This is a genomic window from Pseudomonas sp. (genome assembly GCF_050739775.1).
Classification (GTDB): Bacteria; Pseudomonadota; Gammaproteobacteria; order Pseudomonadales; family Pseudomonadaceae; genus Aquipseudomonas.
Window position 1 is genome coordinate 149623 of the sequence record NZ_JBOICA010000001.1, and the last position, 26626, is coordinate 176248.

A 26626-nucleotide genomic window follows, 5' to 3' on the forward strand; every position below is an offset into this window, starting at 1 on the left:
AAAAGGGCTGCAAAAGCAGCCCCGATTCAGGCAGGAATGCCGCTATGGAAGCGAAATTCTTCATCCGGAGTGCTGATCAAGTCGGCCTCGACCGCCCTGACTTTCTCCACCACCCGCTCGATATCAGCCGCCTCACCATATTGATGAGCCAGCTTGAGGTAACCCTGATAGTGCCGGGCCTCGCTGTTGAGCAGGCCGTGATAGAACTTGCCCAGCTCTTCGTCCAGATGCGGCACCAGCGCGGCAAAACGTTCGCAGCTCCGTGCTTCGATAAAGGCGCCGACCACCAGGGTGTCAACCAGCTTCACCGGCTCATGGGTACGCACCACCCGGCGAAGGCCCGAGGCGTAGCGCCCGGCCGATAAAGGACGCAAGGCAATCTTGCGGCGCTTCATCAGGCGCAGCACCTGCTCATGGTGCACCAGCTCTTCACGGGCCAGGCGCGACATCATGTTGATCAGGTCCAGGTGCGTGTTGTACTTGGCCATCAGGCTCAGCGCGGTGCTGGCGGCCTTGAACTCGCAGTTCTTGTGGTCGATCAACAGGGTTTCCTGGTCGGCAAGCGCCGCCTGGACCCAGGCATCGGGAGTACGGCAACCAAGGAACGCATCAATTTCGGGAATAAGGTGCATAGGCTCACAAAACAGGCAGGGCAAACAGCAAGACCGGCGATTATACCGGCAGCGGCGGCGATCACCAGTGAACTATGCTTGATACATATCAACGCCCATTGCACTTGGCGCCGACTATAGTCAGGCATTGACCGCCATTTTCCGAAGGGAGTTCACGCTCATGCAAGAAGTACGCAGCATCCTGGTGGTACTAGACCCCGAACACGCTCACAGCCGCGCTCTGACCCGAGCGAAACTGATTGCTGGCGCCACCAACGCCCGCCTGCACCTGCTGATGTGCGACAAGAAACAGGACCATACCGCGCTACTCAGCCTACTGGCCAGCCAGTTGCGTGACGACGGTTATGCCAATGTGACCCATGAGCAGGCCAGGCACGACACCTTGCACGAATCGATTGTCAGCGTGCAGCAAGCCGAGGGCTGCGATCTGGTGATCAAAGAGCACCGGCCAGACAACCCACTGAAAAAGGCCCTGCTCACCCCCTCCGACTGGAAATTGCTGCGCCAGTGCCCGTGCGCGGTGCTGATGGTCAAGACCGAACGGCCGTGGACCGGCGGGGTGATCCTCGCGGCCGTGGATGTCGGCAACCATGACGAGGCGCATCGCCTGCTGCACAAGAACATCATCGACCACGGCTACGAGATCGCCAACCTGGCCAAAGGCAACCTGCACGTGATCAGCGCCCATCCGTCACCGATGCTGTCGGCCGCCGACCCGGTCTATCAATTGAAGGAAACCATCGAGCAGCGTTATCGCGAGGAATGCGCAGCGTTCCAGGCCGAATTCGATATCAAGGATGATCGCCTGCACGTCGCCGAAGGCCCGGCCGATGTTCTGATCCCCTACACCGCCAACAAATACGATGCGGTGGTGACCGTGATCGGCACCGTGGCCCGCACCGGGATTTCCGGGGCATTGATCGGCAACACCGCCGAGGTGGTGCTCGATTCGCTGGAGTGCGATGTGCTGGTGCTCAAAACTGAAGAAGTGAAGGTGCACCTGACTGAACTGGCGCAAGGCTGAAGATTTGATCGCGGGGCAAGCCCACTCCCACTGGAGCGGGCTTGCCCCGCGATGGCTTCAACCCAAAGCATCCTTGAGAAACCCCGGCGCGATATAGCGCTGATAGTGGGCCTCGGACAGCAAGAAAAATTCCCGATCGATGGCATCGCGCAACTCGGGCAACTCCCAGTCACGAAACTCCGGCAACAACACCATCCCGTAAGCCTCAAGCTCACGAATCACCCGCGCTCCACGGGCGATCAACTGGTAGGCCCAGCAATACTCGGACTGGTGCGGCACGAAGCGGATCTTGCGCTGCTCCAGTTGCTGGCGCAGGCGCGTGGCATCAAAGACTTCAAGTTTGGCCACCATGACCTGCACCAGCAATTGCTCGAGGCGCAGCCAGACCGCACGTTTTTCATCTTCGTTGTAGCCGTTCCAGCTGATCACTTCATGGTGAAAACGCTTGCAGCCACGGCACACCAGATCCCCGTAAACCGTGGAACAGAGGCCGACACAAGGCGTTTTAATTGACTGATTGGACATGAAAAAATCAACAGCTGGGCGGTGGAACAGGCTGCCATGTTAGCCCTTTGTCTAACGGGGGTCACCCGCTAAAGTCATCGAGCGCGCCTTACCTTTATCGAGTTTTTACCGTAGAATCATCCGGCCTTTTTAAGGCGCCAATGTCCGTTAGAAGCTGTTTTCAAAGCGTCACGAGCACAGTTAATCCGGTAGAACGGCGTTGGTTCGGGATATTCGCCCGTCGCATATCCCGCGCCAGCCCTCATCAGCCTCCGTTCTACAGGCGTAAAACTTTGAAAGCAGCTTCTGTAAGGATTTCCTGCAACCCTGGCTACGCGGCCCAAGAAGCCGTATTGCGCACGGGTGCCGGACTTTCTGGATGAGCGTCCCGGACACCCATTTGGGACCACTGATGAGGGTAATAACTGTGCTTGAAGCCTACCGCAAACACATCGAAGAGCGTGCCGCCCAGGGTATCGTGCCCCAGCCGCTTAACGCCGAACAAACCGCAGGCCTGGTCGAGCTGCTGAAGAATCCCCCTGCTGGCGAAGAAGCAGTCCTCGTCGACCTGATCACCAACCGCGTTCCACCAGGAGTGGACGAAGCCGCCTACGTCAAGGCCGGTTTTCTCTCTGCTATCGCCAAGGGCGAAGCCACTTCCCCGCTGCTCGACAAGAAGCGCGCTGTAGAGCTGCTGGGCACCATGCAGGGCGGCTACAACATCGCTACCATGGTCGAGCTGCTGGACGACACTGAACTGGCTGCCGTCGCCGCTGAACAACTCAAGCACACCCTGCTGATGTTCGATGCCTTCCACGACGTCGCCGAAAAAGCCAAGGCGGACAATGTCCACGCCAAGGCCGTACTGGAATCCTGGGCCGCTGGTGAGTGGTTCACCAGCAAGCCAGCCATCGCTGAAAAATACAGCCTGACCGTGTTCAAGGTCCCTGGCGAAACCAACACCGACGACCTGTCCCCTGCCCCGGACGCCTGGTCGCGCCCTGACATCCCGCTGCACGCCCTGGCCATGCTGAAAATGGCCCGTGACGGCATCGTGCCTGAGCAACAAGGCGCCATCGGCCCGCTCAAGCAGATCGAAGAAGTCAAAGCCAAAGGCTTCCCGGTGGCCTATGTCGGTGACGTGGTCGGTACCGGTTCTTCGCGTAAATCCGCGACCAACTCGGTACTGTGGTTCTTCGGCGACGACATCCCGTACGTGCCGAACAAGCGCGCTGGCGGTTTCTGCTTCGGCTCGAAAATCGCGCCGATCTTCTACAACACCATGGAAGACGCCGGCGCCCTGCCGATCGAGTTCGACGTCTCGAACCTGAACATGGGCGACGTCATCGACGTCTACCCGCACGCTGGTAAAGTCTGCAAGCACGGCACCGACGAAGTCATCACCACCTTCGAACTGAAGACCCCGGTGCTGCTCGACGAAGTCCGCGCTGGCGGCCGTATCCCGCTGATCGTTGGCCGTGGCCTGACCGACAAAGCCCGCACCGAGCTGGGCCTGCCGGTTTCCGAGCTGTTCAAGAAGCCAGAGCAGCCTGTCGACACTGGCAAGGGCTACACCCTGGCGCAGAAGATGGTCGGCAAGGCCTGCGGCGTGGCTGGCGTTCGTCCAGGCACCTACTGCGAGCCGAAAATGACCACCGTCGGCTCCCAGGACACCACTGGCCCGATGACCCGTGACGAGCTCAAAGACCTGGCGTGCCTGGGCTTCTCCGCTGACCTGGTGATGCAGTCGTTCTGCCACACCGCGGCCTATCCGAAGCCGATCGACGTCACCACCCACCACACCCTGCCGGATTTCATCCGCACCCGTGGCGGCGTGTCCCTGCGCCCAGGCGACGGCATCATCCACAGCTGGCTGAACCGCATGCTGCTGCCGGACACCGTCGGTACCGGTGGTGACTCGCACACCCGTTTCCCGATCGGTATCTCGTTCCCGGCCGGTTCCGGCCTGGTCGCCTTCGCCGCGGCCACCGGCGTCATGCCGCTGGACATGCCAGAGTCGGTACTGGTGCGCTTCAAGGGCAAACTGCAACCAGGCATCACCCTGCGTGACCTGGTCCACGCCATCCCTTATTACGGCATCCAGAAAGGCCTGCTGACCGTCGAGAAGAAGGGCAAGATCAACGCCTTCTCCGGCCGCATCCTGGAAATCGAAGGCCTGGACGAGCTGACTGTCGAACAAGCGTTCGAACTGTCTGACGCCTCGGCTGAGCGTTCGGCTGCCGGTTGCACCATCAAGCTGCCAGAAAAAGCCGTTGCCGAGTACCTGAAGTCGAACATCACCCTGCTGCGCTGGATGATCAGCGAAGGCTACGGCGATGCACGCACCATGGAACGTCGCGCCCAAGCGATGGAAGCCTGGCAGGCCAACCCGGTTCTGCTGTCTGCCGACAAGGACGCCGAATACGCCGAGATCATCGAGATCGACCTGGCCGACGTCAAAGAGCCTGTGCTCTGCGCGCCGAACGACCCGGACGACGCCCGTCTGCTGTCGACCGTTCAGGGCGAGAAGATCGACGAAGTGTTCATCGGTTCGTGCATGACCAACATCGGCCACTTCCGCGCTGCCGGCAAGCTGCTGGACAAGGTCAAGGGTTCGATCCCGACCCGTCTGTGGCTGTCGCCGCCAACCAAGATGGACGCTCACCAGCTGACCGAAGAAGGCTACTACGGCATCTACGGCAAAGCTGGCGCGCGCATGGAAATGCCGGGCTGCTCGCTGTGCATGGGTAACCAGGCACGTGTAGCGGCGAACTCGACGGTTGTGTCGACTTCGACCCGTAACTTCCCGAACCGTCTGGGTGATGGCGCCAACGTCTACCTGGCCTCTGCCGAACTGGCCGCTGTTGCCTCGATCCTGGGCAAGCTGCCAACCGTCGAAGAGTACATGGAGTACGCGAAGAACATCGACAGCATGGCTGCCGACGTTTACCGCTACCTGAGCTTCGACCAGATCGCCGAGTTCCGTGAAGCTGCTGCGAACGCCAAGATTCCGGTTGTTCAAGCGTAAGCTGACTTAACGTGAAAAAAACCCGCCAATCGGCGGGTTTTTTATTGCCCCGCGATGGGGTCAATCAGATCACAAACAGATCCACAAACCGGTGCACAGCCGTCGCCTCAAGCGCCTGCTGATCCTTGCACAAGGCAAAGATCTCATTCACCCGCTGCCCAGCAAAGCGCGTCACCAGGTTGGCCTTGAACTTCTCCTCCAGCAACGGAATACCCTCGGCGCGACGCCGGCGATGACCAATCGGGTACTCCACCAGCACCTGCTCGGTACTCGATCCATCAGTGAAGAACACCTGCAACGCATTGGCGATCGAGCGCTTGTCGGCTTCCAGATACTCGCGGGTAAAACGCGGGTCTTCGACGATTTCCATTTTCTCGCGCAAGTGGTCGATGATCGGGTGGGCGACGTGGAATTCATCCTCGTACTGCTCAGCCACCAGATTGCCGAAGATCAGCGGCACGGCCGTCATGTACTGGATGCAGTGATCGCGGTCGGCAGCATTGGCCAATTTGCCAACTTTGGAGATGATGCGGATCGCGGACTCATGGGTGGTGATGACGATCCTGGCGATTTCATTCAGGCGGTTGCGCACCTGCGGGTGCAGGGTCACCGCCGCCTCGCAGGCGGTCTGGGCATGAAATTCGGCGGGGAAGCTGATCTTGAACAGCACGTTTTCCATTACATAGCTGGAGAAGGGTTGAGAGAAGCTGAAGGCGCGCTTGTCTGCGGGCTTGAGTGCCAGATCCTTGTTGGTGTGACTGAACAGCACATCGTAGAAGCCCCACTGCGGCGCGCTCAGCACGCCCGGCACGCCCATCTCGCCACGCAGGGCGATATCCGCCAGGCGCACGCCACGGCTTGATGCATCACCCGCCGCCCAGGATTTGCGTGAACCGGCATTCGGCGCATGACGATAGGTGCGCAGGGCCTGGCCATCGACAAAAGCATGGGACAACGCCGACAGCAACTGCTCGCGGTTGGCGCCCATGAGTTTGGCGCAGACCGCCGTGGAAGCGACCTTGACCAGCAACACGTGATCCAGGCCAACGCGATTGAACGAGTTTTCCAGGGCAATCCCCCCCTGGATCTCGTGGGCCATGACCATGGCCTCGAGCACCATACGCATGCTCAAGGGCGCCTCGCCATTGGCCACGCGCTTTTGCGATAGATGGTCGGCCACCGCCAGAATGCCACCGAGATTGTCCGAGGGATGCCCCCACTCGGCAGCTAGCCAGGTGTCGTTGTAATCCAGCCAACGGACGACACAACCGATGTCCCAGGCCGCCTTGACCGGATCGAGGCGGTAGCTGGTACCCGGCACCCGCGCGCCGTACGGCACCACTGTGCCCTCCACCAGCGGCCCCAGGTGCTTGGTACATTCAGGGAAACGCAACGCCAGCAGGCCGCAGCCCAGGGTGTCCATCAGACAATTGCGCGCCGTGTCCAGCGCCTCCCCGGACTCGACCTTGAAATTCAGGACATAGTCAGCGATGTCCTGCAGTACCTGGTCGTAGTCGGGGCGGTTGTTCAGATCAACGTTGGCACTCATTTCACATCTCTCTGTCTTAGGTAAACAGGGAGCCAAGCGCCGCTACTGGTTAGAAAGCATCACCGGGCACCCGCACCCAGCCCTCCATCAGTATCCGCGCACTGCGGCTCATGATTGCTTTGGTAACAGTCCACTCACCGTTCACCTGTCGAGCTTGAGCGCCAACGCGCAGGGTGCCCGAGGGGTGACCGAAACGTACTGCACTGCGCTCGCCACCGCCGGCTGCGAGGTTGACCAGGGTGCCGGGTACCGCCGCAGCGGTGCCGATGGCCACGGCGGCAGTGCCCATCATGGCGTGGTGCAACTTGCCCATGGACAACGCACGGACCAATAGATCAACGTCCGCGGCCGCCACTGCTTTACCGCTGGACGACTGATACGCCGTCGATGGCGCGACAAAGGCGACTTTCGGGGTGTGCTGGCGCTTGGCAGCTTCATCGATGTGCTCGATCAAGCCCATGCGCACGGCGCCATAGGCACGAATCGTCTCGAACCGGGCCAGGGCCTCGGGATCACTGTTGATGGCGTCTTGCAGTTCGGTGCCGGTGTAACCGATGGCTTCGGCCTGGATAAAGATGGTCGGGATACCGGCGTTGATCAGGGTCGCCTTGAGCGTGCCGATGCCCGGTACCACCAGGTCATCAACCAGATTGCCGGTCGGGAACATCGAACCGCCCTCGCCGTCTTCGTCGGCAGCCGGGTCCATGAATTCGAGCTGCACTTCAGCGGCCGGGAAGGTCACGCCATCCAGCTCAAAGTCGCCGGTCTCCTGGACTTCACCGTTAGTGACCGGCACATGGGCGATGATGGTCTTGCCGATGTTGGCCTGCCAGATGCGCACGATGGCGACTCCGTTCTGCGGCACACGACTGCTGTCCACCAGGCCAGCACTGATGGCAAAGGAACCGACCGCCGCCGAGAGGTTGCCGCAGTTGCCGCTCCAGTCGACAAAGGCCTTGTCGATCGACACCTGGCCGAACAGGTAGTCGACATCGTGATCCGTCTTGATGCTGCGCGAGAGGATCACGGTCTTGCTGGTACTGGAGGTGGCACCGCCCATGCCGTCGATCTGCTTGCCATAGGGGTCGGGGCTGCCAATTACCCGCAGCAGCAGTGCGTCGCGGGCCGGGCCAGGGATCTGCGCGCTTTCAGGCAGGTCCTGAAGGCGGAAGAACACGCCTTTGCTGGTGCCGCCACGGAGGTAGGTGGCGGGGATTTTCACTTGAGGTACATGTGCCATCGTTGTTTGTCCTGTTAGTGCTGTGGGGGCAATCGCGGGACAAGCCCGCTCCTACCGGTCGGTGGGAGCGGGCTTGCCCCGCGATAAGGCCTTACCTCAAACCGCCGCCGATTCGAGGAAGTCCTGGGCAAAGCGCTGCAGCACCCCGCCCGCGTCATAAATCGACACTTCTTCAGCGGTATCCAGGCGGCAGGTCACCGGCACTTCAACGCGCTCGCCATTGTGGCGGGTAATCACCAGAGTCAAGGTGGCCCGCGGGGTACGCTGGCCAACCACGTCGAAGGTTTCGGTGCCGTCGATATCCAGGGTCTTGCGGTTCACGCCCGGCTTGAACTCCAGTGGCAACACGCCCATGCCCACCAGGTTGGTGCGGTGGATGCGTTCAAAGCCTTCAGCGACGATAGCCTCGACACCGGCCAGGCGCACGCCCTTGGCCGCCCAGTCACGGGACGAGCCCTGGCCGTAGTCGGCACCGGCGACGATGATCAGTGGCTGCTTGCGCTCCATGTAAGTTTCGATGGCTTCCCACATGCGCGTGACCTTGCCCTCCGGCTCGATGCGCGCCAGCGAACCCTGCTTGACCTTGCCGCCTTCCTGGACCATTTCGTTGAACAGTTTCGGGTTGGCGAAGGTCGCGCGTTGCGCGGTCAAATGGTCACCCCTGTGAGTCGCGTAGGAGTTGAAGTCCTCCTCCGGCAGGCCCATTTTCGCCAGGTACTCACCGGCGGCGCTGTTGAGCATGATGGCGTTCGACGGCGACAGGTGGTCGGTGGTGATGTTATCCGGCAGCACTGCCAGCGGACGCATGCCCTTGAGCGTGCGCTCCCCGGCCAGGGCGCCTTCCCAGTACGGCGGACGGCGGATATAGGTGCTCATCGGACGCCAGTCGTACAGCGGATCGACCTTGGGCCCGGTGTCTTGCTCAATGGCGAACATCGGGATGTAGACCTGGCGGAACTGCTCCGGCTTGACCGCAGCCTTGACCACGGCGTCGATCTCTTCATCGCTCGGCCAGATATCCTTGAGGCGGATTTCCTTGCCGTCGACCACCGCCAGTACATCTTTCTCGATGTCGAAGCGAATGGTACCGGCAATGGCATAGGCCACCACCAACGGTGGCGAGGCCAGGAACGCCTGCTTGGCGTAAGGGTGGATACGCCCGTCGAAGTTGCGGTTGCCCGAGAGCACCGCGGTGGCGTACAGGTCGCGGTCGATGATTTCCTGCTGGATTACCGGGTCCAGCGCGCCAGACATGCCGTTGCAGGTGGTGCAGGCAAAGGCCACGATGCCGAAGCCGAGTTGCTCCAGTTCGTCGTCGAGGCCCGCCTCCTTCAGGTACAGGGCAACGGTCTTGGAACCCGGCGCCAGGGACGATTTCACCCATGGTTTGCGGACCAGGCCAAGCTTGTTGGCGTTGCGCGCCAGGAGGCCTGCGGCGATCACATTGCGCGGGTTACTGGTATTGGTGCAGCTGGTGATGGCAGCGATGATCACCGCGCCATCAGGCATCTGTCCCGGCACTTCTTGCCACTGACCGGCGATGCCCTTGCTGGCCAGGTCGCTAGTAGCCACACGGGCATGCGGGTTGGACGGACCGGCCATGTTACGCACCACGCTGGACAAGTCGAAGCGCAACACCCGCTCATACTCGGCGTTGACCAGGCTGTCCGACCACAGGCCTGCAACCTTGGCGTAGGCCTCCACCAACTGGACCTGCTCGTCTTCACGACCGGTGAGTTTGAGGTAGTCGATGGTCTGCTGGTCGATGGAGAACATCGCCGCGGTGGCGCCGTATTCCGGGGCCATGTTGGAGATGGTCGCACGGTCGCCCAGGGTCAGGGCACGGGCGCCTTCACCGTAGAATTCGAGGTAGGCACCAACAACTTTTTCCTTGCGCAGGAACTCGGTCAGGGCCAATACCACGTCGGTGGCGGTGATGCCAGGCTGCGGCTTGCCGGACAGCTCGACACCGACGATTTCCGGCAGGCGCATCCACGAGGCACGACCGAGCATGACGTTCTCAGCCTCCAGTCCGCCGACGCCGATGGCGATCACGCCCAAGGCATCGACGTGCGGGGTGTGGCTGTCAGTACCGACACAGGTATCGGGATAGGCCACGCCTCGCTCGGCCTGGATCACCGGCGACATCTTCTCCAGGTTGATCTGGTGCATGATGCCGTTGCCCGGCTGGATCACATCGACGTTCTTGAACGCCTTCTTGGTCCAGTTGATGAAATGGAAACGGTCTTCGTTGCGGCGGTCTTCGATGGCGCGGTTCTTCTCGAACGCCTGCGGGTCGAAACCACCGCACTCCACCGCCAGCGAGTGGTCGACGATCAGTTGCACCGGCACCACCGGGTTGACCTGGGCCGGGTCGCCGCCGCCCTCGGCGATGGCGTCACGCAGGCCGGCGAGGTCGACCAGCGCGGTCTGGCCGAGAATGTCGTGGCAGACCACACGGGCTGGGAACCAGGGGAAGTCGAGGTCGCGCTTGCGCTCGATCAACTGGCTCAACGACGCATTGAGGCTGGCTGGATCGCAGCGGCGCACCAGGTTTTCTGCCAGTACGCGGGACGTGTAGGGAAGACGGTCATAGGCGCCGGGCTTAATCGCGTCGACAGCCGCACGAGCGTCAAAATAATCCAGGCCAGTGCCCGGCAGGTTCTTGCGAAATTCAGTATTCATGGCACAGGGACTCAATCACGGTAAGGTCGGTGGCCAGCAGACCAAACCTGCCCCTCCCACAGAGTGGAGGCCAGGCCAATTGGTCTGCGGCCAGGCTCAGCGTTGTTCGATTGGCACGAACTTGCGCTGCTCGACGCCGGTGTATTCGGCGCTCGGACGGATGATGCGGTTGTTGGCACGCTGTTCGAACACGTGGGCTGCCCAGCCGGTCAGACGCGAGCAGACGAAGATCGGGGTGAACAGCTTGGTCGGAATGCCCATGAAGTGATACGCCGAGGCATGGTAGAAGTCGGCGTTGGGGAACAGTTTCTTCTGCTCCCACATGGTTTTGTCGATCGCTTCGGACACCGGGTACAACACGGTGTCAGCCACTTCGTCAGCAAGCTTCTTCGACCAGCCCTTGATCACCTCGTTACGTGGGTCGGACTCTTTGTAGATGGCATGGCCGAAGCCCATGATCTTGTCCTTGCGCTCGAGCATCACCAGGGTGCCGCTGATGGCTTCCTGCGGGGTCTGGAAGCGTTCGATCATCTCCATGGCCGCTTCGTTGGCACCGCCGTGCAGCGGGCCACGCAGCGAGCCGATGGCGGCGGTGACACAGGAGTACAGGTCGGACAGGGTCGAGGCGCAAACCCGAGCCGTAAAGGTCGAGGCGTTGAATTCGTGCTCGGCGTAGAGGATCAGCGAGACGTTCATCACTTTTACATGCAGCTCACTCGGCTTCTTGCCGTGCAACAGGTGCAGGAAGTGGCCGCCGATGGTGTCTTCATCGCTGCTGCAGTTGATGCGCACACCGTGATGACTGAAACGGTACCAGTAGCACATGATCGCCGGGAACAGGGCCAGCAGGCGATCGGTCTTGTCGTGCTGCAAGTCGAAGCTCAGTTCCGGCTCCAGGGTGCCGAGCACCGAGCAACCGGTACGCATCACATCCATCGGGTGGGCAGTGACCGGAATGCGCTCGAGCACTTCCTTCAGGACTTGTGGCAAGTCGCGCAGGGTCTTGAGCTTGCTTTTGTACTCGTCTAGCTGGGCCTTGCTCGGCAGTTCACCGTAGAGCAACAGGTAGGCGACTTCCTCGAATTCGGCATGTTCGGCCAGTTCACGAACATCATAGCCACGGTAGGTCAGGCCGGCACCGGCCTGGCCCACGGTCGACAGTGCGGTTTGCCCGGCCACTTGACCACGCAGGCCGGCACCACTGAGTACTTTTGCTTCGGCCATGTCTTTCTCCACTCTTGAATTTATTATGGAATTTCAGGCTAATCGCGGGGCAAGCCCGCTCCCACAGGTTCAGCCCTTCTTCTGGGCGAACAGTGCATCGAGCTTCTGCTCGAACACGTGGTAATCAATGGCGTCATACAGCTCCATGCGCGTTTGCATGGTGTCGATCACATTCTTTTGCGTACCGTCGCGGCGCAGCGCGGTGTAGACATTCTCGGCTGCCTTGTTCATGGCGCGGAACGCCGACAGCGGGTAGAGCACCAGCGACACGTCGACCGAGGCAAGCTCTTCGGTGGTGTACAGCGGGGTCGCACCGAATTCGGTGATGTTGGCCAGGATCGGCGCTTTCACCCGGCTGGCGAAAGTCTTGTACATCTGCAATTCGGTGATGGCTTCCGGGAAAATCATGTCGGCACCGGCCTCGATGCACGCAGCGGCACGGTCCAGGGCCGCTTCCAGGCCTTCAACGGCCAGAGCGTCAGTACGCGCCATGATCACGAAGCTGTCGTCGGTACGGGCATCCACCGCCGCTTTGATACGGTCGACCATCTCCTGCTGGGAGACGATTTCCTTGTTCGGACGATGGCCGCAGCGCTTGGCGCCGACCTGATCCTCGATATGGATCGCAGCAGCACCAAACTTGATCATCGACTTGACGGTACGGGCAACGTTGAACGCCGAGGAACCGAAACCGGTGTCGACATCCACCAGCAGCGGCAGATCGCAAACGTCGGTGATGCGTCGTACGTCGGTGAGCACGTCATCCAGCCCGGTGATACCCAGGTCCGGCAGACCCAGAGAGCCAGCGGCTACGCCGCCACCCGAGAGGTAGATGGCCTTGAAACCGGCACGCTTGGCCAGCAGTGCATGGTTGGCGTTGATCGCACCGACAACCTGCAGGGGGTGTTCGGCGCCGACGGCATCGCGAAAGCGCTGGCCGGGACTGCTTTTCTGACTCATGACTCACCTCGTGGGCTGGTAGCGTCCAGATAATGACGCTCAATGTTGCGTTTGGAGGCGCCGATGTGACGACGCATCAAGAGCTCGGCCAGTTCGCCGTCACGCTCGGCGATGGCATCGAGAATCCGGTGGTGTTCAGCGAACGCCTGACGTGGCCGGTTGGGCGTGGCGGAGAACTGGATGCGGTACATGCGCACCAGTTGATACAGCTCGCCGCAGAGCATTTGCACCAGGGTGCGGTTGCCGCTGCCCTGGATGATCCGGTAATGAAAGTCGTAATCGCCTTCCTGCTGGTAATAGCCCAGGCCTGCCTGGAAAGTGGCATCGCGCTCGTGGGTGTCGAGCACCCGGCGCAGCTCATCGATCTCGGCTACGCTCATACGCTCGGCAGCCAGGCGACACGCCATGCCTTCCAGCGACTCGCGGATTCCGTACAGCTCGATCAATTCGGCATGGCTCAGTGATACCACCCGTGCGCCGACATGCGGCACACGCACCAGCAGACGCTGGCCTTCCAGGCGGTGAATCGCCTCACGTAGCGGCCCGCGGCTGATGCCGTAGGTGCGCGCCAGCTCAGGCTCGGAGATCTTGCTGCCCGGGGCGATCTCGCCCTTGACGATGGCCGCCTGGATACGCCGGAAGACGTTTTCCGAGAGGGTTTCGGAATCCTCTGCGATCGCGCCGGAAGCTTGGGCTGCGTCCAACATATTGTCGACACCTCATAAATCAATGAGGCCAAAACTAGCCAAATCGACAAGCATAGTCAAAGACAAAATCAATATTGTCGACAATCGTCTAAGAACGAACTTCACACCCCAAAGTGTTGTCTGACTGCAGCGCGCTGGCGCCAGCACACCAGCGTGATAGAATGCCGCGCCCCACACAGGGCATGAATAGTGTGCTTGTCATCATTTTGTGGTGATGACAGATAAACGAGGAAGCTTGCGCAGTACTGCCAGTGGCCTTGACCCGAACATCGCACAGCACCGCGCCAGGATTTATGAGACTTACGCCCCTTCCACTGTTGCTCAGCCTGTTTTTGTTGCCGGCCCTTGGCCAGGCCGCGGAAAAGACCGTGTACGGCCTTAATGAATACGCCCGCCTTGCCGATATCGACCTGGAGGTTGCCGCCAAGCTCGACACCGGGGCCAAGACCGCCTCGCTCAGCGCCCGCGATATCAAGCGCTTCAAGCGTAATGGCGAGTCCTGGGTGCGCTTCTACCTGGCAATTGACGCCGCCCATGCGCATCCGATAGAACGACCCTTGGCCCGTGTCAGCAAGATCAAGCGACGCGCCGGTGATTACAACCCGGACGAGGGCAAGGCCTACACCGCCCGCCCGGTGATTGAACTGAACATCTGCATGGGCACGGCCCAACGCGTGATCGAAGTGAACCTGACCGACCGCAGCGCGTTCCAGTACCCGCTGCTGATTGGCTCCGAGGCCCTCAAGCACTTTGATGCGCTGGTCGACCCAAGCCTTAAATACGCGGCCGGCAAACCTGCCTGCGCCGCTGACGCTCACACCGCAGAGTAATCCCGATGCGCTCTCTTACCCTTCATCTGAAAGTCCTGATCACCGTACTGGTGCTACTGGGCATCATTGTCACGGCCTATCAGATCTTCTTTCTCGGGATCCCGGTGACCGAAGACGAGACTGACGACCTGTGGAACATCGACGCCAAGGTCGAGTTCGTCGCCAACCCCAAGGATCCGGTCAAGATACAGATGTTCGTACCGCCATTGAGCCGCGATTACGTCAGCCTCAATGAGAGCTTCATCTCCAACAACTACGGGGTCAGCGTCAACCGTGTCGACGGCAACCGCAAGGTGACCTGGTCGGCCCGTCGCGCCAGCGGCAATCAGACCCTGTACTACCGCCTGGTCCTGACCAAGCGCTACAGCACCGAAAAAACCAAGATCAAGGGCCCTACCTTCCGCGACAGCCTGGCCGTAGAAGGTCCGGAAAAAGTCGCCGCTGAAGCCCTGATGGCGCCGATCCGCCAGCATTCCGCCGACGTCGAAACCTTCGTCAGCGAAACTATCAAGCGGGTCAACAACCTCAATGACGACAATGTCAAACTGCTGCTGGCCGGTGATGCCTCGTCGCTGAACAAGGCCAAGGTCATCGACCTGCTGCTGTCCATTGCCCACGTCCCGGTAGAAAAGGTCCACACCATCCGCCTGGTCGCCGACCAGCCGCAAACCCCTGAACTGTGGCTGCGCAGCTTCAATGGCACCGACTGGCTGTACTTCAACCCGGACACCGGCGAACAAGGCCTGCCTAGCGACCGCCTGCTGTGGTGGACCGGTGATGACAACCTGATCACCGTCGATGGCGGCAAGAAAGCCAACGTCAGCTTCAGCCTGAACAACAGCGAGATGAACGCCATCCGCCTGGCCAAGCTGACCGACGAGAACACCGACGCCGACTTCCTCGAGTACTCGCTCTATGGCCTGCCGCTGCAGACCCAGCAGACCTTCATGATCATGGTAATGATCCCGATCGGCGTGCTGGTGATCCTGATACTGCGCAACCTGGTCGGCCTGCAGACCCTGGGTACCTTCACCCCGGTACTGATCGCCCTGGCCTTCCGCGAAACCCAACTGGGCTTCGGTATCATCCTGTTCACGGTGATTACCGCGCTGGGCCTGTCACTACGCTCCTATCTCGAACACCTGAAACTGCAGATGCTGCCGCGCCTGTCGGTGGTACTGACCTTCGTCGTGGTGTTGATCGCCGCGATCAGCCTGTTCAGCCACAAGCTGGGCCTGGAGCGCGGTCTGTCGGTAGCGCTGTTCCCGATGGTGATCCTGACCATGACCATCGAACGCCTGTCGATCACCTGGGAAGAACGTGGTGGTGGCCATGCGATGAAAGTCGCCATCGGCACCCTGTTCGCCGCCTCCCTGGCACACCTGCTGATGAGCGTGCCGGAGCTGGTGTACTTCGTCTTCACCTTCCCGGCGGTGCTGCTGATTCTGGTGGGCTTCATGCTGGCGATGGGCCGCTACCGCGGCTACCGCCTGACGGAGCTGGTGCGTTTCAAAGCTTTCGTGAAGGCTGACGCCTGATGTTCGGTCTCTGGAAAACCTGGAAAGCCCTGGAGGCCCGGGGCATCATGGGTATCAACCGGCGCAATGCGGACTACGTCCTCAAGTACAACAAGCGCCACCTGTACCCGATTGTCGATGACAAGATCATCACCAAGGAGCGTGCGATCCGGGCCGGCATTCATGTGCCGGAAATGTATGGGATCATCTCCACCGAGAAAGAGATCGACAAACTCGGCGAGATCATCGGCGGGCGCAACGACTTCGTCGTCAAGCCCGCCCAGGGCGCCGGCGGTGACGGCATCCTGGTGGTGGCTGATCGCTTCGAAAACCGTTATCGCACGGTCTCAGGCAAGATCATCAGCCACGAGGAAATCGAGCACCAGATCTCCAGCATCCTCACTGGCCTGTACTCCCTGGGCGGTCACCGTGACCGTGCCCTGATCGAGTACCGGGTGACCCCCGACCAGATCTTCAAAAGCATCAGCTATGAAGGCGTGCCGGACATCCGCATCATCGTGCTGATGGGCTACCCAGTGATGGCCATGCTGCGCCTGCCGACCCGCCAGTCCGGCGGCAAGGCCAACCTGCACCAGGGCGCTATCGGCGTCGGCGTGGACCTGGCGACCGGCGTGACCCTGCGCGGCACCTGGTTGAACAACATCATCAGCAAGCACCCGGACACCACTAACGCGGTGGACGGCGTGCAACTGCCGAACTGGGACGGCTTCATGAAGCTGGCAGCCGGCTGCTTTGAGCTGTGCGGGCTGGGGTACATCGGTGTCGACATGGTGCTGGACCAGGACAAGGGCCCGTTGATCCTTGAGCTCAACGCCCGCCCCGGCCTGAACATCCAGATCGCCAACGATTGCGGCCTGACCAAGCGTACTCACGCAGTAGAAGCACACCTGGAGCAACTAGCCAAAGACGGTCGCAAGGAAACTGTCGAAGAGCGCGTACGCTTCGCTCAGGAGCTGTTCGGCCACGTACCGTCCAGCAGCTGAGGCCACCACCTTGCTTGCGTCAGCCAGCCCTGGCTGACGCAAGCAAGGCACTCAAGGTCGTAGTCCGCGCTAGGCGCATTTCCTACACAGGACTACAATCGCCTCCCCGCATTCATAGCTGTTCACTTGCATGCCGACCTGTACGCTCCACGCCCTGCCCTACCTGGCCGATCCTGCGGCCTACTTCGCACGCATCCGCCAGGCGCCAGGCGCCGTGCTGCTCGATAGCGCCCGCCCAAGCGCTGAGCGCGGACGCTTCGACCTGCTCAGCGCCTGGCCGCTGCAAACCCTGGCGCCACAGGCCACTGAAAGCGGTGAAGCCTACCTGCAACGCCTGCGCGCAAGCCTTGCGCAACTGGGACGGGCGGAACTGCCAGACGGCATCGAACTGCCCTTTGCCGGCGGCCTGATCGGCTACCTCAGCTATGACTTCGGGCGGCGCCTGGAGCAACTGCCGCACCTGGCCGTCGACGACCTGGGCCTGGCCGACGCCAGCCTCGGGCTCTATGCCTGGGCGCTCATCTGCGACCATCAGCTCGGACGCTGCCAGTTGCTGTTTCACCCGCGCCTGGCCGAAACCGAGCGCCAGCGCCTGATTGCGCTGTTCGAGGCGCCGGTGACGGACTGCGAGGCGCATTTCTCCCTGCTGGCGCCGATGCGCAGCGATATCAGCGCCGAGGAATACCACCAAGCCTTTGACCGGGTGCAGGCGTACATCCATGCCGGTGACTGTTACCAGATCAACCTCACCCAGCGCTTTCGCGCACCGTGCCAAGGCGATCCCTGGCATGCCTACCAGGCCGTGCGCCAAGCCTGCCCTACGCCCTACTCAGGCTTCCAGGTGCTGGCTGATGGCAGCACCCTGCTGAGCTTCTCACCGGAACGTTTCATCCAGGTCAGTGGCGGCCGGGTCGAGACCCGGCCGATCAAGGGCACCCGTCCACGCAGCGCAGATGCGGCACAAGATGCACGCAACAGTGCCGAACTGCTGGCCAGCAGCAAGGACCGCGCGGAAAACCTGATGATCGTCGACCTGCTGCGCAACGACCTGGGCCGCAGTTGCGAGATCGGTTCGGTGAAAGTGCCGGAACTGTTCAGCCTGGAAAGCTATCCGAATGTGCATCACCTGGTCAGCAGCGTCACCGGCCAACTGGCTGCCGACAAGGACGCCCTGGACCTGATCGCTGGCAGCTTTCCCGGCGGCTCGATCACCGGCGCGCCGAAGATCCGCGCCATGCAGATCATCGACGAGCTGGAACCGAGCCGTCGGGCACTGTATTGCGGGTCATTGCTGTATGTGGACGTGCGTGGCGAGATGGACAGCTCGATCGCCATTCGCAGCTTGCTGGTCAAGGATGGGCAGGTGTGCTGCTGGGGTGGTGGCGCGGTGGTGGCTGATTCGGATTGGCAGGCGGAGTACGAGGAGTCGGTTACCAAGGTCAAGGTGCTGCTCGACACCCTGCAAAGCCTCTGAAAAACATCGCGGGGCTAGCCCCGCGATAGAGACCCTACAGACTGAGCGACCTGTTAGAAGCCTTGATGAACTCTTGCTTCAACGCCTCAAAATCATGCACCGCCGGAAACTGCGGAAACTCGCGAATCACATTCTCCGGCGCATGGAACAGAATCCCCACATCGGCCTCGCCAAGCATGGTGGTGTCGTTGTACGAGTCACCAGCGGCAATCACCCGGTAGTACAGGCTCTTGAAGGCCAGCACCGACTGGCGCTTGGGGTCTTTCTGGCGCAATTGGTAGCCAGTCACCCGGTCCGTCTCGTCGGTAATCAGACGATGACAGAGCAAGGTCGGGAAACCCAGCTGGCGCATCAGTGGCTGAGAGAACTCGTAGAAAGTATCGGAGAGAATCACCACCTGGAAGCGCTCGCGCAGCCAGTCAACGAATTCGATGGCGCCGTCCAGCGGCTTGAGCGTGGCGATCACCGCCTGGATATCGGAAAGCTTCAACCCATGCTCATCGAGAATGCGCAGGCGCTGCTTCATCAGCACGTCATAATCGGGAATATCACGGGTGGTGGCCCGCAGCGATTCGATTCCGGTTTTTTCCGCGAAAGCGATCCAGATTTCCGGGACCAGCACGCCTTCCAGGTCGAGACAGGCAATTTCCACAGCACACTCCTCGAACAACGCCAAAAATGGGAAGCCGCACTCTACATGCGAGACGTCTGCCCGGGCAATTTTTGTTAAGATCGAGAGATTACGAGCGCCAAGCGCCATTCAATCACCGGAAGCCGCCTGATGAGCCAATCCTTCGACGTCGCCGCCCTGGCCGCGACCTATGCCAACAAGTCCCCGCAAGACATCCTCAAGCTCGCCTTCGAACACTTCGGCGACGACCTGTGGATCTCCTTCAGCGGCGCCGAAGACGTGGTGCTGGTGGACATGGCCTGGAAGCTGAACAAGAACGTCAAGGTGTTCAGCCTCGACACCGGCCGCCTGCATCCGGAGACCTACCGCTTCATCGATCAGGTGCGCGAGTACTACAACCTGCCAATCGAAATCCTCTCCCCCGATCACAGCAAGCTTGAGCCCTTTGTCAAAGAGAAAGGCCTGTTCAGCTTCTACAAGGATGGCCACGGCGAATGCTGCGGCATCCGCAAGATCGAGCCGCTGCGCCGCAAGCTGAGCACCGTCAGTGCCTGGGCCACCGGCCAGCGCCGCGACCAGAGCCCGGGCACCCGCAGCCAGGTGGCGGCACTGGAAATTGACGGTGCGTTCTCTACACCCGAGCACACCCTGTACAAATTCAACCCGTTGGCGCAGATGAGTAGCGAAGAAGTCTGGGGCTATATCCGCATGCTCGAACTGCCTTACAACAGCCTGCACGAGCGCGGTTTCATCAGCATCGGCTGCGAGCCCTGCACCCGCCCGGTGCTGCCGAACCAGCACGAACGCGAAGGACGTTGGTGGTGGGAAGAGTCGACTCAGAAGGAATGCGGCCTGCATGCCGGCAATCTGATTGCCAAGAGCTAGCTCAAAGCGGCAAGCTTCAAGCTGCAAGAAAGAGCAATCCGCGCATTAGCTGCTTTTTCTTGTGGCTTGCCGCTTGCAGCTTGCCGCTCCTGCTTAGTGCACCGGCAACTCGACATCTGCAAACAGCTCTTCAAGCTCTTGCTTGTTGTGGCACTGGATAGCCTTGGCCATCACTTCACGCGTCAGGTGCGGGGCGAACTTCTCGATGAAGTCGCACATGAAACCACGCAGGAAGGTGCCACGGCGGAAGCCGATCTTGGTCACGCTGGACTCGAACAGTTCACTGGCATCAAGAACCACCAGGTCATTGTCGAGCTTGGTATCGACCGCCATCTTGGCCACGATACCCACACCCAGACCCAGGCGTACGTAGGTCTTAATGACGTCGGCGTCAGCGGCGGTGAACACCACTTTCGGGGTCAGGCCGCGATGGCTGAAGGCTTCGTCGAGCTTGGAGCGACCGGTGAAACCGAACACATACGTAACGATCGGGTATTCGGCCAAGGCTTCGAGGGTAAGCTTGGGCAGCTTGGTCAGCGGGTGGCCTTGCGGCACCACCACACAACGGTTCCAGCGGTAGCACGGCATCATCACCAAGTCCCCGAACAGCTCCAGGGCTTCAGTGGCGATGGCGAAATCCACAGTGCCGTCCGCAGCCATTTCGGCAATCTGCATCGGCGAACCCTGATGCATGTGCAGGGCCACCTCCGGGTACTGCTTGATGAAGCTGCTGATCACCGGCGGCAGCGCATAGCGTGCCTGGGTGTGGGTGGTGGCGATCGACAGGGTGCCCTTCTTCTCGTTGGAGAACTCCTGGGCAATCTGCTTGATGCTTTCGACCTTGCGCAGGATTTCGCCAGCGGTGGTGATAATACGTTCACCGGCCGGCGTAACGCGGGTCAGGTGCTTGCCGCTGCGGGCGAACACTTCAACGCCCAGCTCGTCCTCGAGCAGGCGGATCTGCTTGCTGATGCCCGGCTGGGACGTATACAGACTCTGCGCTGTCGCGGAGACGTTGAGGTCGTGGTGCGCCACTTCCCAGATGTAGCGCAATTGTTGAAGCTTCATAGGTATCCCTCAAATCAGCTGGGGCGTCACCGGCAGCAGCGACGATTTATAACTATATTAGTGGTTTGAAGAATAAATCTAGAACTATTTTAGCAGTCTAGTGGGAGTCCTCCGACAACGCAGCGCTATACCTTCCGACGCCCCAGGTGCTGGGCCAACGGCACCATGTACACCGGCACCGGCGAAAGCTGCAGCAGACGCACAGCGGTGCGGCCGATGGGAATATCAACGCCCGCCCCCTGGCTGTGGCTGCCGAAGATCAGTAGATCGACATTCAGGCGCTGCGCCTGCTCCAGGATCACCTGTGCCGGATCGCCCTGGCGCACTCGTACCGCCTTGATCAGCGCCAGATCCGCTTCCTCGCCTAATTCGTCACGAAAATTTTCCAGGACCTGCTGTTCGATATTGGCCATGACGTTATTGACCCCCTGGCTGTGCAGTTGGTCCAGAGTCTGCTCGTCCAGGTAACTTTGCAGCAGGGACTCGGCAAACTGCCCCATGGGTTCGACGGCATGAATCACGTAAAGCTCTGCATTGAAGGTGCGTGCCAGCGCCAGCGCGTGTTGCATGACAAAAGGCGCGTAGACGCCGAGGTCAGTGGCATACAGCATGGATCGGATCATTCGACCTCCTCGACTGCCGCATGGGCAGAGCAAGCTTCAGCTTAGCAGCGCGCCGATCACGCGCAGTTCCGTCTGGCGCCCGGCACCAGCGGCCTAGCCCAGGGTCGGTTCATTGCTGATGCCGTGAGGCACATGACCGGTTGCCACGACACTGCGCGCCCGCTCGCAATGGCCGGCCTGGTCGTCGAAGAACACATCGGCGGCAAAGGCTTCAAGGAACGCCGACTTGTCCAGGCCGCCAAGGAACAGTGACTCGTCCAGGCGGATATCCCACTCGCGCAGGGTGCGGATCACCCGCTCGTGCGCCGGCGCCGAACGCGCGGTCACCAGGGCCGTGCGAATCGGACAGGCGCCTTCGGGGAACTCCTTCTGCAGCAGGTTAAGCGCGGCGAGGAATGGCTTGAACGGCCCTCCCCGCAAGGGTTCGCGGGCCGACTGGCGCTCGCTGGCCTGGAACGCTTCCAGGCCACCCAATTGATAGACCCGCTCGGATTCGTCGGAGAACAGCACCGCATCCCCGTCAAAAGCTATACGCAGCTCATCGCTGGCTGCTCGTTGCGCACCTCCGGACAGGATGGTTGCCGCGGCGAAGCCGGCTTCAAGCGCGCTGCGTACATCGTCAGCATCGGTGGACAGGAATAAATGGCAACCGAAGGCCGCCAGATACGGATAAGGGCTGCGCCCGCCGACAAAGGCTGCGCGATAAATACCCAGGCCATGATGCTCGATGGAGTTGAACACCCGCAGTCCAGTGTCGGCACTGTTGCGCGACACCAGCACCACCTCGACCCGGGGCTGGCCAAGATGGGCATTGAGGCCTAACAGCTTTTGCACCAGCGGGAATGCATCACCCGGCTCCAGCACTTCGTCTTCGTGCTCGATCTGATACTGGCGATAGGCCTCGACCCCTTGCGCCAGGTAGAGGCGATGGCTTTCGCTGAGGTCGAACAGCGCCCGCGAGGAGATGGCGACTACCAGTTTGTCGCCGAGGTTTTTGCTCATACTCTCCTCCTGGAGGCCTTGCCCGCGATGATTCATCAATCAATTATGCCGGTCGAGAAACGCCAATGCCTGATACAACGCCTCGATGCGCGGCAGGCTGCAACCCGCCGCACGCGCCTGCGCCAGCGGTTCAGCATAGATCGCCGTCAACTCCAGCGGCCGCTGCTGGGCAAAGTCGTGGTACATGCTTGGCCAATAGTCCGGCATCTTTTCCGTCACTGCGAACAGATGCTCAGCATAGCCCTGGGGCAATTCATGGCCACAGCTGCGAGCACCTTCGATCACCTCAGCCATCAGCGCCTGGATCAATGCACGGCTGTGCGGATCACCCATCAAGGGCGTGGTGCTGGCCCTGAGCAGCACGGACAGGCCGTTATAAGGCACATTCCACACCAGCTTCTGCCAGCGTGCCTGAGCCAGATTGCTCATGACCTGTGAGTCGATGCCGGCAGCGCGGAACAGCTCGGCACCGGCCTCGGCAATATTCTGACGCTCGACCCCGTCCGCCGCTGGGCCGCTGTGATACCCCAGGTTCACCGCCCCCAAGGCCTGATGGCGAACTACCCCTGGCGCCTCGCGGTTGACACAGATGAAGCACAAGCCGCCAAGCAGGTGCAGGTTGGCCGGTAGCAGCGGCCGCAGGCATTCTTCGACCCCCAGGCCATTCTGCAACAACAGCACTTTGCAATCGCTGGCCGCAGCCTTGGCAATCACCGGCGCAAGTTCGGTATTGCTGGTGGTCTTGGCGCCCACCAGCAACCAGTCGCAGGGTGGCATGTCGGCGGCATCGGCATAGGCCTGCACCGGCATCTGCAACGTGCCGTGCACCGCGCTTTCGACTCGCATCCCATGGGTACGGACCGCATCGAACTCGCTACGCAAGAGGAAGTGCACATCGAACCCGACCCTGGCCAGCATCAGGCCGTAGTAACCGCCAATGGCGCCGGTGCCGATGACGCCAATACGCGGACTGCTGGTGTTCATCCCGCCCTCCTCAACTGTTCATTTTTTGTTCAATTTTTTACACGTAAATCAACTGCTTTACGATCCTTCACTATACTGATGCGAACAAGGTCAAAAAATCGACACGGAGTCGACCATGCATGGATACCTGCCTCACCCGGACGATGTGCCGGTCGAACTGGTCCTGCGCCAGTCAGCCAGCCTGTTTCGCCAGCGCTTGCACACTATCAGCCTGGGCGGTATTGCCTGCAACCACCCCCGCGCCTACCGCCGCGGCATGGCGGTAGAAATGATCATCCCCTCCCTCGGCGAAACGGCACGTTACCCCGGCTACGTGACCTGGTGCCAGAAGCAGCAGGACGGCTACCGGGTCGGCATCGCCTTCATCGATGAACAGGCGCTATTCGGGGCGAGAATGAGTGAACAGGTCTGTCAGATCCAGCACCTTTACCAGCAGCAGGCCCTAGACCAAACCACCCCGCCCGACTTCAATGTCCTCGCCCAACAGTGGGTCAGCCTGCATGCTGGCGAGTTCTCCGAGGCCAGCCTGAAGGCCAGCCATACCAGACAGATTCTCATTTAAGGGCAAAAACCCTGCCCCTGCGGGCTTTCACACGCAGGAAAGCGGGCTCTGCCCATTGTCGAGCCACGGTGTAACGCGCTAAGGTTCGGCTTCCCGCTGCGTTCAATCTTGCTGCTCCGCCGCACGGGGATCGCTGGCGGCCGGCACCCGTGACCTGACGAGTAACACGATGGCTGATTTACCGATCGATGACCTAAACGTTGCCTCCAACGAGACCTTGATCACCCCCGATCAGCTCAAGAAGGAAATTCCCCTGAGCGCCGCTGCGCTCAAGACCGTGACTGCGGGCCGCGAAGTGGTGCGCAATATCCTCGACGGCAAGGATCACCGCCTGTTCGTGGTGATCGGTCCCTGCTCGATTCACGACATCAAAGCGGCCCATGAATATGCCGAGCGCCTCAAGGTCCTCGCCGCCGAAGTGTCCGATACCCTGTACCTGGTCATGCGCGTGTACTTCGAGAAGCCACGCACCACGGTCGGCTGGAAAGGCCTGATCAACGATCCGTACCTGGACGACTCGTTCAAGATCCAGGACGGCCTGCACATCGGCCGCCAGCTGCTGCTGGACCTGGCGGAAATGGGCCTGCCTACCGCAACCGAAGCCCTCGACCCGATCTCCCCGCAGTACCTGCAGGACCTGATCAGCTGGTCAGCCATCGGCGCACGTACCACCGAGTCCCAGACTCACCGCGAAATGGCCTCGGGCCTGTCCTCGGCCGTGGGCTTCAAGAACGGCACCGATGGCGGCCTGACCGTGGCAATCAATGCTCTGCAGTCGGTCTCCAGCCCTCACCGCTTCCTGGGTATCAACCAGGAAGGCGGCGTGTCCATCGTCACCACCAAAGGCAACGCCTACGGTCACGTGGTGCTGCGCGGTGGCAACGGCAAACCGAACTACGACTCCGTCAGTGTTGCCTTGTGCGAGCAGGCGCTGGTCAAGGCCAAGATCAAGCCGAACATCATGGTTGACTGCAGCCACGCCAACTCCAACAAGGACCCGGCCCTGCAGCCATTGGTGATGGAAAACGTCGCCAACCAGATCCTCGAAGGCAACCAGTCGATCATCGGCCTGATGGTCGAAAGCCACCTGAACTGGGGCTGCCAGGCGATTCCGAAGGACCTCAACGACCTGCAGTACGGTGTCTCGATCACCGACGCCTGCATCGACTGGGACGCCACCGAGAAGACCCTGCGCAGCATGCACGCCAAGCTCAAGGACGTACTGCCCAAGCGCGACCGCGCCTGATAGGCAGATACAAAAACGCCGGGCATTGCCCGGCGTTTTTGTGGGTGCGTTGAATGGCAGCTGCGCGGCTGCCCTTCGCGATTCTCAGGCCTTGGTGGAGTGCCGCTGCTGGCGCTCCATGTAACGTTCTACGTACGAGCATGACGGAATCACGGTGTAGCCCATGTCTTCTGCGTACTGCAGCGCCTTCTCGGTCAGCGCCGCGGCAATACCCCGGCCCCGCAACGCATTGGGAACAAAGGTACGGTAGATATCCAAGGTTTGCTTACCCAGGTCCATGTAGGTCAGGTAAGCACGATGACCGTCCACATTGGTCTCGAATTGATGACCAGCCTGGTCATGGTGGATGGACAACGCCTCGCTCATCACTACTCCTCGCGGGTCTTATGATCTGACCCCTACCTTACCGATGTTTGTCCGGCGAAGGAACCTCTACGCCACCCCGTGCCCGGTTGGACAACAAGAACAGCCTGGTCGTTCTCTGGCAAAAGAGCACGTACAAATAGTAGGCGCCCAGGGCCCGGATGCTCAAGGCGTCTGGTCGTAAAATTCGTGCACTTGCAGTCAGCGAACCAGGCAGCGGGCAGCGACCTGAACAGTTGCCGGATGTTGTAGTGCTAAGACGCTGAACGACACTTTAAGTCACCGCTAGTTCAACAAAAAACACACTCGCTAGACTAGATTACAGCTGCTGCTGCGGCACCTTCACAGTTTTTTTACAAAGGCTGTGGCGCCCCCAGACAAGCGTATTTTTTTGCAGTTCTTGCGCTCTGTCAGTTTACTTACTACAAGTAATGGGTACTATGTACACCGGCTAGTTTCTCTTTGCTGAGAGATGGCTATTTAATAGAAAGTCCTTGAAGGGGAACACGATGAACAACGTTCTGAAATTTTCTGCTCTGGCTCTGGCCGCAGTTCTGGCTACCGGTTGCAGCAGCGTCTCCAAAGAAACCGAAGCTCGCCTGACCGCTACTGAAGACGCAGCTGCTCGTGCACAAGCTCGCGCTGACGAAGCCTACCGTAAAGCTGACGACGCTCTGGCTGCTGCTCAAAAAGCACAACAGACCGCTGACGAAGCTAACGAGCGCGCTCTGCGTATGCTGGACAAAGCCAGCCGTAAGTAATTATCCCTCGGGATTTTTATTTGGAGCCGACCCACTTGTGGGTCGGCTTTTTTATTGCCGGCAGGAAAGTAACCGGCAACCTGCAGAAACGACGAGGCCTGCACAATGGCAGGCCTCGGATGC

Annotated in this window: 24 protein-coding genes; 10 read left to right on the forward strand and 14 right to left on the reverse strand. The window is 60.6% G+C overall.

Annotated features, from left to right (window positions below; translation table 11 throughout):
- Positions 1-26: 26 nt before the first annotated feature.
- Complete coding sequence (locus tag ACRESH_RS00880) at positions 27-632, reverse strand: tRNA-(ms[2]io[6]A)-hydroxylase (protein ID WP_431740156.1); 606 nt, start codon at positions 630-632, stop codon at positions 27-29.
- A 160-nt stretch (positions 633-792) separates the two neighbouring features.
- Between ACRESH_RS00880 and ACRESH_RS00885 the strand changes: the two genes are divergently transcribed.
- Complete coding sequence (locus tag ACRESH_RS00885) at positions 793-1656, forward strand: universal stress protein (protein WP_431740157.1); 864 nt, start codon at positions 793-795, stop codon at positions 1654-1656.
- Positions 1657-1713: 57 nt separating this feature from the next.
- Here ACRESH_RS00885 and ACRESH_RS00890 read toward each other — a convergent pair whose 3' ends face one another.
- The gene (locus tag ACRESH_RS00890; RefSeq protein WP_431740158.1) at positions 1714-2181 is read right to left on the reverse strand and encodes a DUF1289 domain-containing protein; all 468 of its coding nucleotides are present in this window, start codon (positions 2179-2181) and stop codon (positions 1714-1716) included.
- Between the two features lie 406 nt (positions 2182-2587).
- Between ACRESH_RS00890 and acnB the strand changes: the two genes are divergently transcribed.
- The gene (acnB, locus tag ACRESH_RS00895; RefSeq protein ID WP_431740272.1) at positions 2588-5188 is read left to right on the forward strand and encodes a bifunctional aconitate hydratase 2/2-methylisocitrate dehydratase; all 2601 of its coding nucleotides are present in this window, start codon (positions 2588-2590) and stop codon (positions 5186-5188) included.
- Between the two features lie 64 nt (positions 5189-5252).
- On the opposite strand, the gene prpD is transcribed toward acnB, so the two are convergent.
- The 6 genes from prpD to ACRESH_RS00925 all read right to left on the reverse strand — a co-directional run bounded on the left by prpD (position 5253) and on the right by ACRESH_RS00925 (position 13553).
- Complete coding sequence (prpD, locus tag ACRESH_RS00900) at positions 5253-6737, reverse strand: 2-methylcitrate dehydratase (protein WP_431740159.1); 1485 nt, start codon at positions 6735-6737, stop codon at positions 5253-5255.
- A gap of 49 nt (positions 6738-6786) precedes the next feature.
- Positions 6787-7977, reverse strand: a complete 1191-nt coding sequence (prpF, locus tag ACRESH_RS00905) for a 2-methylaconitate cis-trans isomerase PrpF (protein WP_431740160.1) — start codon at positions 7975-7977, stop codon at positions 6787-6789.
- A 96-nt stretch (positions 7978-8073) separates the two neighbouring features.
- Entirely contained in the window at positions 8074-10662 is a 2589-nt protein-coding gene (gene acnD, locus ACRESH_RS00910) for a Fe/S-dependent 2-methylisocitrate dehydratase AcnD (RefSeq protein ID WP_431740161.1), read from the reverse strand.
- 96 nt (positions 10663-10758) lie between these two features.
- Complete coding sequence (gene prpC, locus ACRESH_RS00915) at positions 10759-11886, reverse strand: bifunctional 2-methylcitrate synthase/citrate synthase (RefSeq protein ID WP_431740162.1); 1128 nt, start codon at positions 11884-11886, stop codon at positions 10759-10761.
- Positions 11887-11955: 69 nt separating this feature from the next.
- Positions 11956-12846 (reverse strand): methylisocitrate lyase, encoded by an 891-nt coding sequence (gene prpB / locus ACRESH_RS00920; protein WP_431740163.1) that lies wholly within the window; start codon positions 12844-12846, stop codon positions 11956-11958.
- On the reverse strand, positions 12843-13553 hold the full coding sequence (locus tag ACRESH_RS00925) for a GntR family transcriptional regulator (protein WP_431740164.1): 711 nt from the start codon (positions 13551-13553) through the stop codon (positions 12843-12845). The genes prpB and ACRESH_RS00925 overlap by 4 nt, the downstream gene beginning before the upstream one ends.
- A gap of 293 nt (positions 13554-13846) precedes the next feature.
- On the opposite strand from ACRESH_RS00925, the gene ACRESH_RS00930 reads away from it, so the two are divergent.
- The 4 genes from ACRESH_RS00930 (at position 13847) to pabB (ending at position 18378) form a co-directional block, all read left to right on the forward strand.
- Positions 13847-14383 carry an ATP-dependent zinc protease family protein gene (locus ACRESH_RS00930; protein ID WP_431740165.1) on the forward strand — a complete coding sequence of 179 codons (537 nt, stop codon included), beginning with the start codon at positions 13847-13849 and terminating at the stop codon, positions 14381-14383.
- Between the two features lie 5 nt (positions 14384-14388).
- Entirely contained in the window at positions 14389-15921 is a 1533-nt protein-coding gene (locus ACRESH_RS00935; protein WP_431740166.1) for an inactive transglutaminase family protein, read from the forward strand.
- Entirely contained in the window at positions 15921-16904 is a 984-nt protein-coding gene (locus tag ACRESH_RS00940; protein WP_431740167.1) for an alpha-L-glutamate ligase-like protein, read from the forward strand. Before ACRESH_RS00935 ends, ACRESH_RS00940 begins: the two co-directional genes overlap by 1 nt.
- A 130-nt stretch (positions 16905-17034) precedes the next feature.
- Entirely contained in the window at positions 17035-18378 is a 1344-nt protein-coding gene (gene pabB, locus ACRESH_RS00945; protein ID WP_431740168.1) for an aminodeoxychorismate synthase component I, read from the forward strand.
- A 34-nt stretch (positions 18379-18412) separates the two neighbouring features.
- On the opposite strand, the gene thrH is transcribed toward pabB, so the two are convergent.
- The gene (gene thrH, locus ACRESH_RS00950) at positions 18413-19030 is read right to left on the reverse strand and encodes a bifunctional phosphoserine phosphatase/homoserine phosphotransferase ThrH (RefSeq protein WP_431740169.1); all 618 of its coding nucleotides are present in this window, start codon (positions 19028-19030) and stop codon (positions 18413-18415) included.
- Positions 19031-19159: 129 nt separating this feature from the next.
- Here thrH and ACRESH_RS00955 point away from each other — a divergent pair, with 129 nt between their 5' ends.
- A complete protein-coding gene (locus tag ACRESH_RS00955) occupies positions 19160-19894 on the forward strand; it encodes a phosphoadenylyl-sulfate reductase (protein ID WP_431740170.1) in 735 nt (244 codons plus the stop codon).
- Positions 19895-19987: 93 nt separating this feature from the next.
- On the opposite strand, the gene cysB is transcribed toward ACRESH_RS00955, so the two are convergent.
- The 4 genes from cysB to ACRESH_RS00975 form a co-directional block, all read right to left on the reverse strand.
- Positions 19988-20962: an HTH-type transcriptional regulator CysB gene (gene cysB, locus ACRESH_RS00960; RefSeq protein ID WP_038609205.1), complete on the reverse strand. Its 975-nt coding sequence runs from the start codon at positions 20960-20962 to the stop codon at positions 19988-19990.
- Between the two features lie 125 nt (positions 20963-21087).
- The gene (locus ACRESH_RS00965) at positions 21088-21585 is read right to left on the reverse strand and encodes a universal stress protein (RefSeq protein WP_431740171.1); all 498 of its coding nucleotides are present in this window, start codon (positions 21583-21585) and stop codon (positions 21088-21090) included.
- Positions 21586-21678: 93 nt separating this feature from the next.
- Positions 21679-22587: a 5'-nucleotidase gene (locus ACRESH_RS00970; protein WP_431740172.1), complete on the reverse strand. Its 909-nt coding sequence runs from the start codon at positions 22585-22587 to the stop codon at positions 21679-21681.
- Positions 22588-22626: 39 nt separating this feature from the next.
- Positions 22627-23571, reverse strand: coding sequence for a putative 2-dehydropantoate 2-reductase (locus tag ACRESH_RS00975; RefSeq protein WP_431740173.1), 945 nt, complete (start codon positions 23569-23571; stop codon positions 22627-22629).
- A 115-nt stretch (positions 23572-23686) separates the two neighbouring features.
- On the opposite strand from ACRESH_RS00975, the gene ACRESH_RS00980 reads away from it, so the two are divergent.
- The gene (locus tag ACRESH_RS00980; RefSeq protein WP_431740174.1) at positions 23687-24133 is read left to right on the forward strand and encodes a PilZ domain-containing protein; all 447 of its coding nucleotides are present in this window, start codon (positions 23687-23689) and stop codon (positions 24131-24133) included.
- A 169-nt stretch (positions 24134-24302) separates the two neighbouring features.
- The gene (locus tag ACRESH_RS00985) at positions 24303-25379 is read left to right on the forward strand and encodes a 3-deoxy-7-phosphoheptulonate synthase (RefSeq protein ID WP_431740175.1); all 1077 of its coding nucleotides are present in this window, start codon (positions 24303-24305) and stop codon (positions 25377-25379) included.
- Between the two features lie 84 nt (positions 25380-25463).
- On the opposite strand, the gene ACRESH_RS00990 is transcribed toward ACRESH_RS00985, so the two are convergent.
- Positions 25464-25745, reverse strand: a complete 282-nt coding sequence (locus ACRESH_RS00990) for a GNAT family N-acetyltransferase (protein WP_136475380.1) — start codon at positions 25743-25745, stop codon at positions 25464-25466.
- A gap of 506 nt (positions 25746-26251) precedes the next feature.
- On the opposite strand from ACRESH_RS00990, the gene oprI reads away from it, so the two are divergent.
- Entirely contained in the window at positions 26252-26503 is a 252-nt protein-coding gene (gene oprI, locus ACRESH_RS00995) for an outer membrane lipoprotei OprI (RefSeq protein WP_003259780.1), read from the forward strand.
- The last annotated feature ends 123 nt before the right edge of the window (positions 26504-26626 follow it).

Bases quoted from the DNA above. Each gene is read 5' to 3' on its own strand.
- ACRESH_RS00885 (WP_431740157.1), top strand. From the start codon at position 793: ATGCAAGAAGTACGCAGCATCCTGGTGGTACTAGACCCCGAACACGCT.
- ACRESH_RS00930 (WP_431740165.1), top strand. From the start codon at position 13,847: ATGAGACTTACGCCCCTTCCACTGTTGCTCAGCCTGTTTTTGTTGCCG.
- ACRESH_RS00890 (WP_431740158.1), bottom strand. From the start codon at position 2,181: ATGTCCAATCAGTCAATTAAAACGCCTTGTGTCGGCCTCTGTTCCACG.
- pabB (WP_431740168.1), top strand. From the start codon at position 17,035: ATGCCGACCTGTACGCTCCACGCCCTGCCCTACCTGGCCGATCCTGCG.
- ACRESH_RS00880 (WP_431740156.1), bottom strand. From the start codon at position 632: ATGCACCTTATTCCCGAAATTGATGCGTTCCTTGGTTGCCGTACTCCC.
- ACRESH_RS00955 (WP_431740170.1), top strand. From the start codon at position 19,160: ATGAGCCAATCCTTCGACGTCGCCGCCCTGGCCGCGACCTATGCCAAC.
- ACRESH_RS00970 (WP_431740172.1), bottom strand. From the start codon at position 22,587: ATGAGCAAAAACCTCGGCGACAAACTGGTAGTCGCCATCTCCTCGCGG.
- ACRESH_RS00940 (WP_431740167.1), top strand. From the start codon at position 15,921: ATGTTCGGTCTCTGGAAAACCTGGAAAGCCCTGGAGGCCCGGGGCATC.
- ACRESH_RS00965 (WP_431740171.1), bottom strand. From the start codon at position 21,585: ATGATCCGATCCATGCTGTATGCCACTGACCTCGGCGTCTACGCGCCT.
- acnD (WP_431740161.1), bottom strand. From the start codon at position 10,662: ATGAATACTGAATTTCGCAAGAACCTGCCGGGCACTGGCCTGGATTAT.
- ACRESH_RS00925 (WP_431740164.1), bottom strand. From the start codon at position 13,553: ATGTTGGACGCAGCCCAAGCTTCCGGCGCGATCGCAGAGGATTCCGAA.
- ACRESH_RS00935 (WP_431740166.1), top strand. From the start codon at position 14,389: ATGCGCTCTCTTACCCTTCATCTGAAAGTCCTGATCACCGTACTGGTG.
- prpF (WP_431740160.1), bottom strand. From the start codon at position 7,977: ATGGCACATGTACCTCAAGTGAAAATCCCCGCCACCTACCTCCGTGGC.
- cysB (WP_038609205.1), bottom strand. From the start codon at position 20,962: ATGAAGCTTCAACAATTGCGCTACATCTGGGAAGTGGCGCACCACGAC.
- oprI (WP_003259780.1), top strand. From the start codon at position 26,252: ATGAACAACGTTCTGAAATTTTCTGCTCTGGCTCTGGCCGCAGTTCTG.
- ACRESH_RS00975 (WP_431740173.1), bottom strand. From the start codon at position 23,571: ATGAACACCAGCAGTCCGCGTATTGGCGTCATCGGCACCGGCGCCATT.
- ACRESH_RS00985 (WP_431740175.1), top strand. From the start codon at position 24,303: ATGGCTGATTTACCGATCGATGACCTAAACGTTGCCTCCAACGAGACC.
- ACRESH_RS00980 (WP_431740174.1), top strand. From the start codon at position 23,687: ATGCATGGATACCTGCCTCACCCGGACGATGTGCCGGTCGAACTGGTC.
- prpC (WP_431740162.1), bottom strand. From the start codon at position 11,886: ATGGCCGAAGCAAAAGTACTCAGTGGTGCCGGCCTGCGTGGTCAAGTG.
- prpB (WP_431740163.1), bottom strand. From the start codon at position 12,846: ATGAGTCAGAAAAGCAGTCCCGGCCAGCGCTTTCGCGATGCCGTCGGC.
- prpD (WP_431740159.1), bottom strand. From the start codon at position 6,737: ATGAGTGCCAACGTTGATCTGAACAACCGCCCCGACTACGACCAGGTA.
- ACRESH_RS00990 (WP_136475380.1), bottom strand. From the start codon at position 25,745: ATGAGCGAGGCGTTGTCCATCCACCATGACCAGGCTGGTCATCAATTC.